Origin of the sequence: Alkalibacterium subtropicum, assembly GCF_900112455.1 — a bacterium.
In the GTDB taxonomy this organism is placed as follows: domain Bacteria; phylum Bacillota; class Bacilli; order Lactobacillales; family Carnobacteriaceae_A; genus Alkalibacterium; species Alkalibacterium subtropicum.
Genome location: NZ_FOLT01000020.1, coordinates 1 through 15173 on the forward strand (window position 1 = coordinate 1; position 15173 = coordinate 15173).

Annotated in this window: 15 protein-coding genes; 8 read left to right on the forward strand and 7 right to left on the reverse strand. The window is 41.3% G+C overall.

Features of this window, described 5'->3' with window-relative positions:
* Positions 1–324: 324 nt before the first annotated feature.
* Positions 325–1218, reverse strand: coding sequence for an Rgg/GadR/MutR family transcriptional regulator (locus BM049_RS12155; RefSeq protein WP_177188703.1), 894 nt, complete (start codon positions 1216–1218; stop codon positions 325–327).
* Between the two features lie 838 nt (positions 1219–2056).
* On the opposite strand from BM049_RS12155, the gene BM049_RS10970 reads away from it, so the two are divergent.
* From BM049_RS10970 to BM049_RS10985, 5 genes are all read left to right on the forward strand, one after another.
* Positions 2057–3112 (forward strand): hypothetical protein, encoded by a 1056-nt coding sequence (locus BM049_RS10970; RefSeq protein WP_091531669.1) that lies wholly within the window; start codon positions 2057–2059, stop codon positions 3110–3112.
* Positions 3113–3187: 75 nt separating this feature from the next.
* The gene (locus tag BM049_RS10975; RefSeq protein WP_143079489.1) at positions 3188–3730 is read left to right on the forward strand and encodes a hypothetical protein; all 543 of its coding nucleotides are present in this window, start codon (positions 3188–3190) and stop codon (positions 3728–3730) included.
* Between the two features lie 563 nt (positions 3731–4293).
* Positions 4294–4494 (forward strand): type II toxin-antitoxin system PemI/MazE family antitoxin, encoded by a 201-nt coding sequence (gene mazE / locus BM049_RS11760; RefSeq protein ID WP_143079490.1) that lies wholly within the window; start codon positions 4294–4296, stop codon positions 4492–4494.
* Positions 4495–4663: 169 nt separating this feature from the next.
* Positions 4664–5314 (forward strand): hypothetical protein, encoded by a 651-nt coding sequence (locus tag BM049_RS10980; RefSeq protein WP_091531673.1) that lies wholly within the window; start codon positions 4664–4666, stop codon positions 5312–5314.
* A 19-nt stretch (positions 5315–5333) separates the two neighbouring features.
* On the forward strand, positions 5334–5654 hold the full coding sequence (locus tag BM049_RS10985) for a hypothetical protein (RefSeq protein ID WP_091531675.1): 321 nt from the start codon (positions 5334–5336) through the stop codon (positions 5652–5654).
* A 215-nt stretch (positions 5655–5869) separates the two neighbouring features.
* Here BM049_RS10985 and BM049_RS10990 read toward each other — a convergent pair whose 3' ends face one another.
* The 6 genes from BM049_RS10990 to BM049_RS11015 form a co-directional block, all read right to left on the reverse strand.
* Complete coding sequence (locus BM049_RS10990; RefSeq protein WP_091531678.1) at positions 5870–6568, reverse strand: VIT1/CCC1 transporter family protein; 699 nt, start codon at positions 6566–6568, stop codon at positions 5870–5872.
* A gap of 100 nt (positions 6569–6668) precedes the next feature.
* Positions 6669–7472, reverse strand: coding sequence for an energy-coupling factor ABC transporter ATP-binding protein (locus tag BM049_RS10995; RefSeq protein ID WP_091531680.1), 804 nt, complete (start codon positions 7470–7472; stop codon positions 6669–6671).
* Positions 7469–8308 (reverse strand): energy-coupling factor ABC transporter ATP-binding protein, encoded by an 840-nt coding sequence (locus BM049_RS11000; protein ID WP_091531682.1) that lies wholly within the window; start codon positions 8306–8308, stop codon positions 7469–7471. The genes BM049_RS10995 and BM049_RS11000 overlap by 4 nt, the downstream gene beginning before the upstream one ends.
* Complete coding sequence (locus tag BM049_RS11005) at positions 8305–9072, reverse strand: energy-coupling factor transporter transmembrane component T family protein (protein ID WP_091531685.1); 768 nt, start codon at positions 9070–9072, stop codon at positions 8305–8307. Before BM049_RS11005 ends, BM049_RS11000 begins: the two co-directional genes overlap by 4 nt.
* A gap of 12 nt (positions 9073–9084) precedes the next feature.
* A complete protein-coding gene (locus tag BM049_RS11010) occupies positions 9085–9693 on the reverse strand; it encodes an ECF transporter S component (protein ID WP_091531688.1) in 609 nt (202 codons plus the stop codon).
* Positions 9694–9704: 11 nt separating this feature from the next.
* A complete protein-coding gene (locus BM049_RS11015) occupies positions 9705–10445 on the reverse strand; it encodes a nucleoside phosphorylase (protein ID WP_091531691.1) in 741 nt (246 codons plus the stop codon).
* 361 nt (positions 10446–10806) lie between these two features.
* On the opposite strand from BM049_RS11015, the gene BM049_RS11020 reads away from it, so the two are divergent.
* The 3 genes from BM049_RS11020 (at position 10807) to BM049_RS11030 (ending at position 14533) form a co-directional block, all read left to right on the forward strand.
* Positions 10807–12411 carry a CTP synthase gene (locus BM049_RS11020; RefSeq protein ID WP_091531693.1) on the forward strand — a complete coding sequence of 535 codons (1605 nt, stop codon included), beginning with the start codon at positions 10807–10809 and terminating at the stop codon, positions 12409–12411.
* A gap of 147 nt (positions 12412–12558) precedes the next feature.
* A complete protein-coding gene (gene fba / locus BM049_RS11025) occupies positions 12559–13416 on the forward strand; it encodes a class II fructose-1,6-bisphosphate aldolase (RefSeq protein ID WP_091531695.1) in 858 nt (285 codons plus the stop codon).
* Between the two features lie 202 nt (positions 13417–13618).
* Complete coding sequence (locus BM049_RS11030; RefSeq protein WP_177188704.1) at positions 13619–14533, forward strand: nuclease-related domain-containing protein; 915 nt, start codon at positions 13619–13621, stop codon at positions 14531–14533.
* Positions 14534–15173: the final 640 nt, after the last annotated feature.

Consider the following 15173-nt stretch of genomic DNA (forward strand, 5'->3'; position numbering starts at 1 on the left):
CCAAATGTTTTCTGGATTTTTTTGGGTCGGTTTGTATCTAAAGGACCATCCAAAATACAACAGACGATGGTTTTCTGATGCACATCGATACCACAACATGTTTCAATCATTACTTCCATGACCATAACCTCCATCCATAAATTAGGAAACAGACCATCTTATAAAATGTTGTAATTTTATTTCCACATTCAATGATGTATTCGGCTTATCGCAAAAGATAAGACGGTCATCCAGTTTTTTGTACAGGTTCGGCAAAACCCATTAAGAGATCGGATTAGTGTTTCCTGATTCGATTATAGAACAAAACATTTTTTCTGTCGTGGTTTAGATTGTGAAGCAATCATAATGTTTTTTGTGCTTTTCTACCAAGCGCTGTCTATAGTTGATCATATTCTGGTAATGATCCTCTTCCCCCATCTGCTCGTAAATTTTTATATGTGAAAGTGTCTCTGCTTTTGAAGACGAAGGAGGGTCCGATAATTCTTCCGCAAGAGAAAGCTGATAGGAAGATGATACTTTCCAGTGAATATTTGTATAGTTAGACAGCTCAAAGAGTTCTTTTTTTAGTTGTTCAATTAGTTCGAAATGACCATACTCCAGACAATAGAAACCCATATTCAATAAAAAACTCCCGTATAATTCTTTTTTATATTTAACAGAAGTCATGTAGTTTTTTCCCAATCGTTCTTTGACTAACTGGATAAATTCAAGATCAAAGTACCAAATCGAATTGCCCAAAACTGCAAACTCAAAATGACTCCAATTTTCAATTTTATTTAAGTACTTTTTTAGTAAACTGATTTCCTTTTTATGCGTTTCTTTGAATCGTTCGTATGTGAATCTGGTTTCAGACTGACAAAGAAATTCCTCAGAGAGAAAATAAAGATGAAACCAGTAAAAGTCACGGGTCGATGCATACCGAGCTAAATAGTTTTGTTTATGTTTCTCTATTGAGTCCGTATCTTCTGTAACGATGCTTTTTTTCAGTTCTGAAAACTCTACTCTTTTTTGATCGAAATCCTCTGAGAGAGTACTGAAATAAGTGTCTATGCGAATATTCAATCGGTCTAAGAGCTTTGAGCATAAGTCGACAGAAAGATGACTTCCTTCATTCTCAAAGGTGGACAGTGTACTTCTGGCACAGATACCTTCTGTCAGTTTCCTCTGACTTATTCCCCGTTCCTCACGCAGCTTTTTAAAACCTTCACCACTCCTCAAAATAAAACCTCCAAAAATTAAATGGTCGGATTACACTACCATTTTAACACTTCTAGTATTTATTGGTATACATTAAGTATAGATAAAAAATAAATTCAGTAAGAGAAGGATGTGAGACAGATGTTCGTTTCGATTTTATCACTAATCATTCCTTTAGGTGGTGATTTTTTGACAGATTTAATTGATCCGTAGCAGTTTTATCTATAAAACATTAAAGCAGTTGGTCAATAGTTTACTATATTGCTAAAGTGCTCAATTATTCAGTTGAAGGAACAAGTTTATATTAGAATTGTAGAAATTGCCATGAACTTCTAAATGTAAGTACGGAAGAAGAAATAAGTGAAGGTTCTTTTTTCATCACTTGGCAGGTGAAATTATTTTTTTTGGTTTATCTTGCTGTTAGTCGGTTTCTAGACTGTAAAAGGGAAAGTATGGATTATTCAGGATTGAGTTAATGAAAAAAAATTATTATCTACTGAATAATCATTAACTTCTTTAAATAGTTTAAATTTAGAACAAGAAATAACTCCCCTTTTAGTAAATGAAGGTGGAGGTCACTATACTGCAGAAGTATGGGTGGGATTACCTGCAATTAGTTCATCAACAGTCAAACAAGATTTTAGGGCTGTAGTTTCAAATGGCAGAGTAACATCTGTCACTCTGCTAGGTCCTGGATATATGACACGTTTATCATGGGGGTAATATAAACATATTCGATTGTGACATCAATACTTTGTGGAGTTAGTCCTACAGATATTTGGTTTCTAGGAGGTCCAAGAGATGAAGAAATACTTTAATAGTATATTATCACTGAAAAACAAATATAGGGGGAAATATTATGAAAAAAATTAAAATTGCTCTATTAAGCAGTATTATACTTAGCAGTATAGTTACAACTTCTGTTAATGCTGAGTCAATAACTATCGATACAAAAAAAGATATCGATCAAAATTATGATGTTATTCAACCAATGGTCACTATTCCAAACTGGGTAAAATCAGCATTAAAAAGTGTGATTGTCAATGTTGCTAAAAGGATTCCTATTTCCGATAATCCAGGTACTGTCTATGAATACAGTAATCATGCACTTGTTTATCATAAATCAGTTCAATTTAATACAGGAGGTATAGGCTCCGCGATAGAGAAAAATTTGAATTTATACGGTAGAGATGTTATAAAACCTTATTTACAAAGGAATCAATTAGTTCCAGGAGTTAAAGGTTATATTAATATATTGTGGAACGGAAGCTTAGTATCCACCGATACTGTTTCAAGTGGGGAACAAGTTTCATATACCGTTCCAGGTTCTGAAGGAACACCGCGGAATATAAAAGTTCATTATGGTAGTACAGAAAAAACACACTGGTATCCTAGAATGGATTATATTCCTTATAGAGATCGTGGACCTATTCTGCCATCTAGAATAATATCATCAAATGATTCTGATTATGTCGAAGAAGATAACAATGTATATATAAAAAATCAAGTAAATTCAGAAGTAACACTAAATGGACAGCTAACAAGTTATACTATGGAAGATTTATACATGGACTTTTACAATGAAAAAATAGAAGAGTTATCAAATCAATCTAAATCTTTGAATGTTGGAGAACATGCAAAGATTATTGATACAATAACTAATTTAGAATATGATAAAGAAAATGATAAAACGATTTTCCATTTCAAGGCAAATTATGAACATGACATCTCAAGTCATGAACTACACTTTTCCGGTAACCTAACTGACAATTACTCTGTTGGCGATAAAATAAGTTTATCATTTGAAATTATGCCTTTAACCGAAGATTATGATTTTGTCGATTTAGATTATAATATCATGTTTTCAAAAACTGGAGTAGTTCCTGAAATCAGTTCATTTATTTCAAATAAGTAATTGAAGTTGTGACAATCGATTTAAGTAAATATAAAAGGTTATTTTATGGCGTATAGCTTGAAAGAAGGTAAAAGGATGAGAAAAACAACGATTTTAGGGTTTTTACTATTATTTTTAAAAATTAATCTAACTATTAATGATATGGGATATTTTTATTTAATCTCCAACTTATTGGGTATTTCAATAATATTATTTAATATAAAAAATAATAGAGCGATTAAAGATGATATTTATATGAAATTCTATATTATTTTAAATATCATCTTGCTGGCACTTAAACTAACAGGTTTAGAAATAACTTCGATTGCATTGACAGATTTCTCATCTTTTTTACTATCTATATTCTTTCTACTTGGTTTATTTATCAATTTTTTTTATCCTCTAATTTTATTTTCAAGTATTTTGAACAAAGCGGCTAATGGAATATTTTCTTACCAAAAAGTTGCTATTTTTGTGAAAATTGCATTACTTTTAATACCCTTGCTAACTATATCGTTTATGTTTTCTCCATTTTTGTCATCTATTCTTATTTTTATCATTATCATATTAGAAATCACAAGTGCTTATTTATTACTATCTGAAAGAAATAGTGATAATAAAATTTTTAATAATAAATAAACCAAATCACTTTCCACTCAGCTTTAATATAACGGAAAAAAATATAAGTATGGAAGAATTTCTATAGGTAAAATTTCAATACCAAAAATTATATTTTTTATCACTAGCGTTGCATAAAAATATTACCTCTGTTGTCAAACCAAATGCAACACTTTCGTTGTACTTAGTAGTTTTGCTCCTCCAATCACCACTTCTCAAAATAAAATCTCCAAAAAATAAGTGGTCGGATTACACTACCATTTTCACACTTTTCAGGTTGAGGGGTATACAATAAAAGTAGATAAGAGAATAAAGTAGTGCAAGAAATGGTTTATGATATAGAGTAATTTGTTTGAAAATTCCTGGTAGTCTCCGTACTTCTTTAGATTAAGTAATAAAAGAGATAGCATGATCGTTGATTCTTGTTCTGATGGGAAATTCATGGGTAAACGATCATCTTTCTAAGTAACAGGATAAGGATAGTTAAAAATCCGGGAATATTCAATGAACTAGAGAATCATGGTTAAGATGTTTACTTGCAATGCATAGAGTCGATCGATTCAGATATAAAGAGAGGTGAAGATATGCTTAAAACGATAACGCGTTTACAGGGGGACTCGGTCATGGTAGAGCTGCCCTCAAATAATGGGATAATGCTTGAGCCTGATCAGGAATATATCGTTGTTTATACACAAGACGGAACGATCATCCTTGTACCTGCGAATGAAGCTCCTTTTTTGGAGATGGGGACAGCGAAAGTCGCGATACAAAAAACCTCGATTTAGATTTTGTCGTGTAACACGTTAAAAAAATGCTCATTACATAAATATCAAAAAAACTTTTAATGTGAATATGATAATTTTGATTACCTTCGGGTTCACTCATAGTACCTCTTCTAGTTACAGTGCCTGCGAAGGAATACCTTTTATTAATAGTTATTTAGGAGGAATAAGTATGTTCAATAAAAAAAGAATGATTATAGGTGCTACAGCTTTAATGCTGAGCCCTGTATTATTGCCAACCATAGTAAGCACACAACAGGTGTATGCTGCAGAAAACAATAAAACGCAACAACAATACTCAGAAAATATAGATGATCAAAGCCTAAACATGGTCACAAAGAATGATTTGTTTATTGAATTTGAAAAAGAACTTGAGACAATAACCTCATCAGATAATGATATTTCTAAAGAACAGCTTTTTGATCTAGTAACAAAATATGAAGGAGCAGAGATTACATACTCAGACGGAGGTCAAGTTTCTCTATTTAGAGCCAGTTCTGGTATTACACATAGCTTTGTTCAGGGCGGTGTGAACTCATATGCAATAAGCGGGCCTTCTATACGAGAGTTAGCTCGCACTTTTCAAAACAATGCGAATATAATAACAACAGGGGGAATATTAGCTTCCATCCCACTCGCATTCTTTGGGGCATTTTTTACTGGCATTTCTACTACAGTTTTAGCCACTAAGTTTTATAATGCAGCAGGAATCATGAGACAGTGGAGCGCAACTGATAGATATGGAGCAGGTGTTCGTATCACTTTAACTTCTGAATACCCGATTGAGAGTCGAAACAGTGTGCGAAAAGCTACTATCAGATGATCTGGAAAAGAGGAATAATATGAGTTTAGTAGTATTATTTAGTTTAAATCTATTGGCGAGTGGTATTTATCTTTTTGCTGAAATTTCTTTCTCTAAAACAGTTGTTGGGCTAGCTATATTATTGTTAGTAATACTATTTTTATATACATCACAGAAGATAAGAGACTTGCATAATGGAAATCCTTACTTGAAAAGCAGACTCATTATATCCGGTACTAGTATATTACTCATGATTACTGTTTTTAGTCAGTCTACAGAATCTATTTTATATAAAGTGATTTTAATATGTATTACTTTAAGCACGGAGTATTATGAAATTTTTTTTACAAAAATTAACTAAACTTCATCCAAATAGTATAATATGAGAGTTAGAGAGATCTTTCAACTATGACTACAGAATTGGCATTGAATTCTATTTTGACAGTTCATATAATTAGAAAAAATGTATCGATAAGATGTAAATAAATAATTAAAATTACAAATAGTAAAAGGATTCAAATGCAAAACCCACACTTATCAGATTCAACTGATAAGTGTGGGTTTCAATGCATACTATTATCTTCCCAGTAAATAGCCGACGAGATACGCAACGATTGCTGCGAGTCCACCGACCAAGAGCATTTCCATTCCGGATCTGAACCAGTTGGACTGGGTGACGCGGGATTTCAGAGCACCCAGTATGAACAGGGTAATGCCGGTCAGGATGGAAGCCAGCAGGAAGGCATTTTCCATCATGAATGAGCTGAACGAAGAAAAGACATACGCCAGAAGAGGAATGAGGCCGAAAATAAAGAAGGAAAAGAACGTGACCGTGGCATTCTTGATCGGATTTTCGACACCGCTGTCGCTGCCGTATTTCTGATTGACGATCTGGTCGACAAAAGGGGTGTCGTATTTGGCTAATGTATTGGAAATGGTTTCGGCATCTTCTTCAGAGAGCCCCTTGTTCTGGTAGGCCTGGGACATGCGGTCTACGGCATCTGAATAATTTTCCACGACTTCCCGTTCGGTCTGGTATTCGACACCGGTGCGGTATTCTTTTTCCGATTTGCTGGAAAGGTAATCGCCGACAGCCATCGAAAAGCCATCCGCCAGAAGATTTGAGAAGCCTAAGATGATGACGATGCGGATCGCCAGCGTGGCGCCAGCCACACCGGAAACGACGGCGAAGGTGGTAATGATGCCATCCAGTCCGCCGTAAACCATGCTCTTGATATATTCGCCGCCTTCGAACCGTTTTGTCTTGTCTGCCATATCGTGGTCCTCCTTCTAAATTTCAACCGTCCTTACTGGTTTTTATAAGCGGGTTATCCGTGAAAATGTCACAAGTTAAATGATGTTCATAAGTAATGAGTCAGTCGTTCTTGTTCAAAAAATTGATCAGCTCTGATTCATGTATGAAGCTTTCGTCATAACCCAAAGCGTGGGCAATCTGCGTGACATAGGGCTGTTCCAGATAGGCTTTTTCAAGGACCTCTTTCTTTGAGAAAACGTCTCGGGTCGGGCCATCCAGGATGATCTCACCCTGATTCATGACGACCGTCCGTTCAAAGACTTCTGCCGCAAAATCCATGTCGTGCAAAATACACAAAACGAGCTTTCCTTCGGTATGCAGTTCTTCGATGATTGCCTTGATTTTTTCCTTACCGGCAAAGTCCTGGCCCATCGTCGGTTCATCGAAAATAATCATCTCGGTATCCATAGCCAAGATGGAAGACAGGGCGATCAGTTTTCGTTCTGACAGACTCAAGTCATAAGGATTATCTTCCGCTTTTGATTCCAGGTCGACTTTCCGCAAGGCTTCCCGCGCGGCTTTTTCGGCTTCGTTTCGAGACATGCCGATATTTAGCGGGCCGAACATCACTTCTTCCAGGACGTTGGTTTTAAAGATCTGATCGTTCGGGTTCTGGAACACCAGACCGACTCGTCTGGACAGCTGTGCAGCGGTCTGTTTATCGATCGAATCCCCGTCGATCAAAAGCGTACCTTTGGACGGTTTCAACAAGCCTTTCATCAGCTTGACCAATGTTGTTTTTCCGGCACCGTTCTGGCCGACGATCGCTGTGGTCCGTGAATCAAACGTTAAATCAAGGCCATCAAAAATCTGGATATCCAAAGAATAGGAAAAGGCGACATCTTTCAGTTCGAATGTGTTCATTTCGCTTCCTCCAGTCGTTTGAATTCTTCGATGGTCACAGGATACAGTTCCGAGTCGGGATAGCGGACGTTCAAAGCTTTTGCTATATTCGTCACTACAGGCGGCGTGACTCCGAAGTCTTTCAGATCCACACGGGAAAAGATTTTTTCCGGCGTGTCCAGTGCGACTTGTCTGCCTTGATGTAAAAGCAGGACACGGTCGGCGTACTGGGCGATCTGTTCCATTTTGTGCTCGACTAAAATAATGGTCATCCCTTTTTCAGTCAGCTGTTCGATGACTTCAAAGACTTCACTGGACCCTTGAGGATCGAGCTGGGACGTCGGTTCGTCGAGGATCAGCACGTCCGGTTCCATGGCTAGAACACTGGCGATGGCCACGCGCTGCATCTGGCCGCCGGACAAGTCAAAGGGGTTCTTGTCTTTCACAGCAAAGACATCCAGCAGTTTCAAGTACTGTTCGATCCGTCTGTGCATCTCTTTTCTGTCTAAACCTAAATTCTCAAGACCGAAGGCCACTTCCTCGTAAACCGTTTTTTTCGCACCGGTCATTTGAGAGAACGGGTTTTCAAACACCAGTCCGATGTTCTCGACGATGTCGGCGATTTCGTGTTCGCGGACAACGAGGCCGTTGACGGTGACTTTGCCGCCGTAAGCCCCTTTGTAAAAATGCGGGATAAGTCCGGCCAAAGCGTAGCAGAGCGTCGATTTCCCCGCAGTGTTTTCGCCGACGATACCCAGGCATTCGCCTTTTTCAACTGAAAAGGACAGATCGTCTAGGACGAGGTCAGTCAAGTCGGGATATCGGTATTTTAACTGTTCTACTTCAATGATACTCATGCCATGACCCTCCAGACGATCCCTAAAATAACGATAGCGATGATGATACCGCCCAGCAGTTTATTGTAAGGATACTGCTTTTCTTCATTTAAAAATGTTTTTTTCATCGATGAGCCAAAACCGCGCATCTCAAGAGCGATGGACCGTTCTTTGGTTTCATTCAGTGAGTTCAGTACCACAGGCCCCATCAAAGGAAAGAAGGCTTTGATCCGGGTAAGCATGCTGCCTTCCGTTTCCATCCCGCGTGAACGCTGCGCGTCGGTGATCTTACTGGTTGTGGCGCGCATTTGCGGGATCAGCTGGAGAACAGACAGGATCACGTGTCCGATCCGGGGAGACATGCCTTTCTTGATCAGCCGTTCCACCATTTCATCAGGTGACGTGGTCAGGATGAGGACGCTGAACGAGCCGATCATGACCAGGACGCGCAGGACCAAAATGAGCGCCACATACAGCCCTTCTTCGTAAAAGACCAGCGGGCCGAGGGAAAACAGTTCGGTCACATTATCAGGATGAAAAAAGCCCTGCACGATGACCAGCGAGAAAATCAGGAATAAACTCAATGTCAGAATAGGCAGGCTGTTGCGGAACACTTTGCCAACTAATAGTAGAAGCAGTGTGACAAAGAGGACCCCTGCGATAAACAAGGGTTCCGGCAAGATGTAAGTCAACGCAATGGCCGCGACCACATACAATAGCTTCACCAGCGGATCGAGATGATGAACGGGACTGTCTTTTTCAACATATAATGTCATGGTATTCATAGGATCATCCTTTTACAGCTCTTCGATTTCGGAATCTTGACGGTAAATGTTCGTGAGTGATTTTGGCAGGCCTTTAAAAATAAAGTAACTGATCAAAACGGTCACGACTTTATCCGGGACATCCACGACGATACTGTCACCAAAGGATGCCAGCCACTGAGGGACGTCATTGGAGATCAGGAAGGTATAGAAAGCGTCACCCCAGATATTCCCTGTCTGTCCGCCCCAGAAAATCATGTTGAGTGGTGTGGAAACGATGGCGGCGACCAGTCCGGTGACCAGACCGACGATGGTCGCTTTTTTAACGTTTTCGATCCAGCCTTTATAAGCCATGATCCCGACAGTAATACCGATGGCCCCACTTGTGATGGCGTAAACGGTCGATACGGGGCTGACGGTGATACCATAGATAATGTTATTGATAATACCGGCTGCCGCGCCAATGACCGGGCCGGCAAGCATGGCGGCTAACACAGTCCCGATCGAATCCAGCCACAGCGGCAGGCGCAGCAGGCTGGCGAATAATTTACCAATATAGTTGATACCGATAGCTGCAGGGATGAGAACGATGGCAGCAGTAGATAATTTCAGTGACCACATGCTTTTTTTATTGTTGTTCATGAAAACACTCCTTATGATTTAGTTTCTAGTGATGCAATAGTTTCGAGAGCCAGTCTGATTTCATTCTGTTCGCCCGCTTTGGTTAGGGATTCGCCGGACTGAAGCTGATTGATCCCGGCCTGCAGGTCACCCGAGTAGGGAACGACCACATTCAATACGGAAGCTGCACGCAAGCCGCGCAGACGGGCTAAAGTAAAGAGTGCTGCAGTCTCCATGTCTGAACCGATGAGGCCTTGTTTAGACCAGTAGGCATCGATCGCTTCATCATCATCTGTATAAAAGGAATCATGGCTGCGGACCAGTCCCAAATGATGCGGGACATTTAACGTTTCGGCGTGTGATTTAAGTTCTGAAAGAATCGTATGATTGCTGACCGCCGGATAACTGGCAGAGACATAGACCTTGGACGTGCCTTCGTCTCTGATGGCGCCTTCGCAGAGGATCAGATCACCCACTTTGATTTCCGGTTGCAAGGCGCCGCTGCTGCCGATCCGGATAAGGGTATGAACGCCGATCTGTTTCAGTTCTTCTAAGGCGATGGCTGCTGACGGACCGCCGATACCGGTTGATACGACAAGGACGGCGGTGCCTTTATATGTGCCTTTCACGCTGCGGTATTCCCGGTTGTAAGCCAGTTCTACGGGGTCATCCAGAAAGGCTTTCACACGAGACACGCGCTCCGGGTCTCCGGGGAGCAGTGCATAGCCGGCACTGTCTGCTTTTGTGAGATGGATATGCGGCTGTTTTTCCATCTTTTACCTCCTTTCTGTTTTATATATATTCGCTTAACCTTCTGGCGGTGTGCCTTTTAAAAAGGTCAAGTGCGTTGTGAGTTTATTTTATCACTTAATGGGTGTCTTTACACTTTATTCGCGGCAGAAAAATGGAACAGTTGCACAGGTCTCAAAAAAAAATCGATATTGCTCTTGACTACCCTGCGGAAAATCTTTAATATGTTTTGTGGGCACTCTACAAATAAATGGTTCAAAAAAACGATTTATTACAGGTGCAGATAATAAGCATAATTCAGGCTCCCTATTCTTGATTGAGTAGGGAGCTTTTCGTATTTTATGGCCGATTTTACTCCCTAGACACTTTTAGGAGGAAATGATTATGACAAAGTATATTTTTGTAACGGGTGGCGTTGTCTCGTCTATCGGAAAGGGTATTGCGGCAGCTTCATTAGGCCGTCTTTTGAAGAACAGAGGCTTGAATGTGACGATCCAGAAATTCGATCCTTACATCAACGTCGATCCCGGGACCATGAGTCCTTATCAGCACGGTGAAGTGTTCGTGACGGAAGACGGAGCGGAAACGGACCTGGACCTTGGCCACTACGAGCGGTTCATCGATATCAACTTGAACCAGTATTCGAATGTCACGACCGGAAAAGTGTATTCCGAAGTGTTGAACAAAGAACGCCGCGGGGATTATCTGGGCGCGACGGTTCAAGTCATTCCGCACATTACGGATGAAATAAAAAACAAGATCATGCGTGCTGCGGAAACCACAGAAGCGGATGTCGTCATCACTGAAGTCGGGGGCACGGTCGGAGATATCGAATCTCTTCCGTTCCTGGAAGCACTCCGTCAGATGAAAAGGGATGTGGGATCTGATAATGTGATGTATATCCACACAACGCTGATCCCTTATTTGAAAGCGGCCGGCGAAATGAAAACCAAACCGACCCAGCATAGTGTAAAAGAACTGCGCAGTTTAGGGATCCAGCCGAACGTCCTGATCGTTCGCTCGGAATATCCGGTCGGCCAGCATTTAAAAGATAAACTGGCCTTGTTCACGGACGTGGATGCCAGTGCCGTGATCGAATCACTGGATGTCGAAACACTTTACACGATCCCTTTAAATCTTCAGAAGCAGGGGCTGGATCAGATCGTTGTGGACCACTTGAAACTGGATGTCAATGAAGCGGACATGACCGAATGGAGAGCGCTGGAAGAAAAAGTGCTGAACTTGAAGAATCAGACCCGCATTGCAATCGTCGGGAAATATGTCGAACTGCCGGATGCCTATTTGTCCGTCGTCGAAGCACTGAAACACGCCGGCTATGCGGTGGATTCGGACATCGACATCAAGTGGGTGAATGCTGAACTGTTATCTCCAAAAGAAGTGGTGCAGGAACTTCAGGACGTGGATGGGGTTTTAGTTCCCGGCGGCTTTGGCGAGCGCGGTCTGGAAGGTAAGATGCTGGCCATCCGTTATGCCAGAGAAAATAACGTGCCGTTTTTCGGAATCTGTTTGGGCATGCAGCTGGCAGCCATCGAATATGCCCGCAATGTCGCAGGGATCGAGGGGGCCGGATCGGCTGAAGTGAACCCTGATGTCGAACACAACATCATCGACCTGATGCCGGACCAGAAAGATGTGGTCGAGATGGGCGGCACGCTGCGTCTAGGGTCGTATCCGTGTGAACTGAAAAAAGGATCAGTGACAGCGGAAGCTTACGCGAATGCGGATGTGATCGATGAACGTCACCGTCACCGCTATGAATTCAATAATCATTATAGAAACGATTTGGAAGCAGCAGGTCTCATTTTTTCAGGTGTTTCTCCGGATAACCGCCTCGTGGAAATCATTGAAGTGGCGGACCATTCCTATTTTGTGGGCTGCCAGTTTCATCCGGAATTCAAATCAAGACCGAACCGTCCGCATCCGCTGTTCGTTTCCTTTGTAAAAAAAGCACTGGATCTGAGGAAATGAGAGCCTGATGAGAAAAAATTTAGATGATAAAGATGTGTAATAGATATTTTCACTAGTTTTATTGTGAAGTTTTGTTTATAATGAATAGTGAAGCCGAGCGCGTATCTCGGTTTAAAAAGTGCGCAAAAATTTTAGGAGGCTATATATATGAGTCGTTTAGTAAGTATGACAGAAATGTTGAACAAAGCTTTAGACGGAAAATATGCTGTCGGTCAATTCAACATCAACAACTTGGAATGGACACAAGCCATTTTACAAGCAGCACAAGAAGAAAAATCTCCAGTTATTTTAGGTGTTTCTGAAGGAGCAGCTAAATACATGGGTGGATTCAAAGTTGTTACTGCCATGGTCAATGCCTTGATGGAAACAATGGATATCACAGTGCCTGTTGCCGTTCACTTGGACCACGGTTCTTCATTAGAAACATGTACAGCAGCGATCGAAGCTGGATTCACTTCAGTCATGATCGACAACTCAAAATTCCCGATCGAAGAGAACATTCAAGCAACGAAAAAAGTTGTAGAATTTGCTCATTCAAAAGGCGTTTCAGTTGAAGCTGAAGTTGGAACTGTTGGTGGTACTGAAGACGGTATTACTGGTGGCGTCATGTATGCTGACCCTGAAGAATGTAAACGTATGGTTGAAGAAGCTAAAATCGATGCATTGGCAGCGGCTTTAGGTTCTGTTCACGGTGACTACGAAGGCGAACCAAAACTTGGCTTTGACGAAATGAAAGAAATTTCTGAATTGACAGGTGCTCCTTTAGTGTTACACGGTGGATCAGGTATCCCAACTCACCAGATCGAAAAAGCTATCGAATACGGTCATACTAAAATCAACGTCAACACTGAGTTGCAGCAAGTATGGGCTAAACGTACGCGTGAAGTGATTGCCAACGACGACAAAGTTTACGATCCTCGTAAAATCGTCGGACCTGGTAAAGAAAACATCACAGCTACAACTAAAGCTAAAATGCAAGAATTCGGTTCTTCAAACAAAGCGTAATCAGATAATCAAATAATAGAGAGGTCAGGAAGTCGTTCAGACGACTTCCCTCTGACTGATCCCAAGAGCACTTCCTGAGACGATAACTCGTCTTTTCGGGGAGTGTTTTTTGTTGTGTGAAAAAAGTGAGGAATGGACCTGTTTGGACAATATAGTAAGTAGGGAGATAAACAGAATGTGTTCAACGAAAAGGAGCGACAAGATGGAAACAGTCAAAGCGCGCACACAACCGGAATTGCTGAAGATTTTGAAGATTCTGGATAAGCGGATGGCGCTGCCGGTCAAGCACAAGCAGCACATCCTGAGTATGGAAAAAGGCTACGAAGGAGAAAAGCTATTCGATTCGCTGCTCGAAACGTATTTAGAAGCTGAAGTACTTGTGTTGAACGACTTGCTGCTGAAGGTCAATGACCAGTCCGCACAGATCGATTCGCTGGTCATCACACCCGAAACGGTTTATCTTTACGAGATAAAAAACTACAGAGGGGATTATCAAATGAAAGACCGGCAGCTGCTGACATTGTCGGGAAAAGAAATCGGGAACCCCTTGACCCAGCTGACTCGGACGACATCGCTGCTTCGGCAGTTGTTCCACCAGTGGCATGCTGATCTCGCGGTCGAAGGGGCAGTCCTCTATGTCAATCCAACCTTCACACTTTATCATGCCAGTCCCAAAGATCCGCTCATCTTACCGACTCAGATTTCGAGGCACTTGAAAAAGCTGGACAGTCAGCGGGTTGCATTGAACAGGAATCACCGCTATCTTGCGGACCGGCTGCTGTCTAAACACCGAACCGATGCGAATTTTCATCAGTTGATTCCTCAGTACGATTATCAAAGCCTGAGAAAAGGTATTACATGCTTGGCGTGCGGATCGTTTGATATCCAGCTGAAACAGCGCATGTCGTATTGTGAAAAGTGCGAGTATAGCTGTTCGACAGACGATATGATTTTAGAACAAATAAAAGAATTCAAGCTGCTTTTTCCTCAAGAGAAAGTTACCGTTAAGAAAATTAACGATTGGTGTGGGAGCTCGGTGACTCGACGAAGAATTCCACGCATATTAGGACAATATTATAGCAAAACCGGGTTATCGACAGGGACACATTACGTGTAAAGAGCAGAAAAGCAAATTGTAGATGTGGGCTTACTGACTGAAAACAGAAAGTGGGAGTGAGTTAGTAAGACATTGTCAATGCTTACCAACTGAAAGGAAAGGAGCAGGATGACTTAGTAAGCGTGTCTCAGTGCCTACAAACTGAAAGACGAGATATAGGATGAGCTGGTAAGCCTGCTTGTTAGCTTACTAGCTGAGCGTGGTAATGGAGGATGAGTTGGTAAGCCTGCACCCTAGCTTACTAACTGAGGGCGGAAATGCAGAATGAGCTGGTAGGCCTGCACGGTAGCCTACCAACTGTTGGGAAAGATAGAGATGAGTTGGTAAGCCAACGAGATAAATACTCATACCACACAAAAAAGTAAGGAATGTTTGAGTTCATTCGCAAGCAAGCAAGAAGGTGATATTAAGGAAAGCGGTCGAGCGGCCGACCGCTACCTTTTAATTTAGAAGAAGAAATACTTGCCAGCTAAAATCGTTTCGGGGCGTGCCTTGCGTGTCGGCTTGTTCGACCTTGTTTGAAAATCGAACGGCTGGTAAAAGGTACGTTTATACTGATAAATACATATCAGTCGGTCAAGACGCCTCCAAGCTTTAGGTGGATGACAGCTGCACCCTACACAACCTTCCTTAGTATATA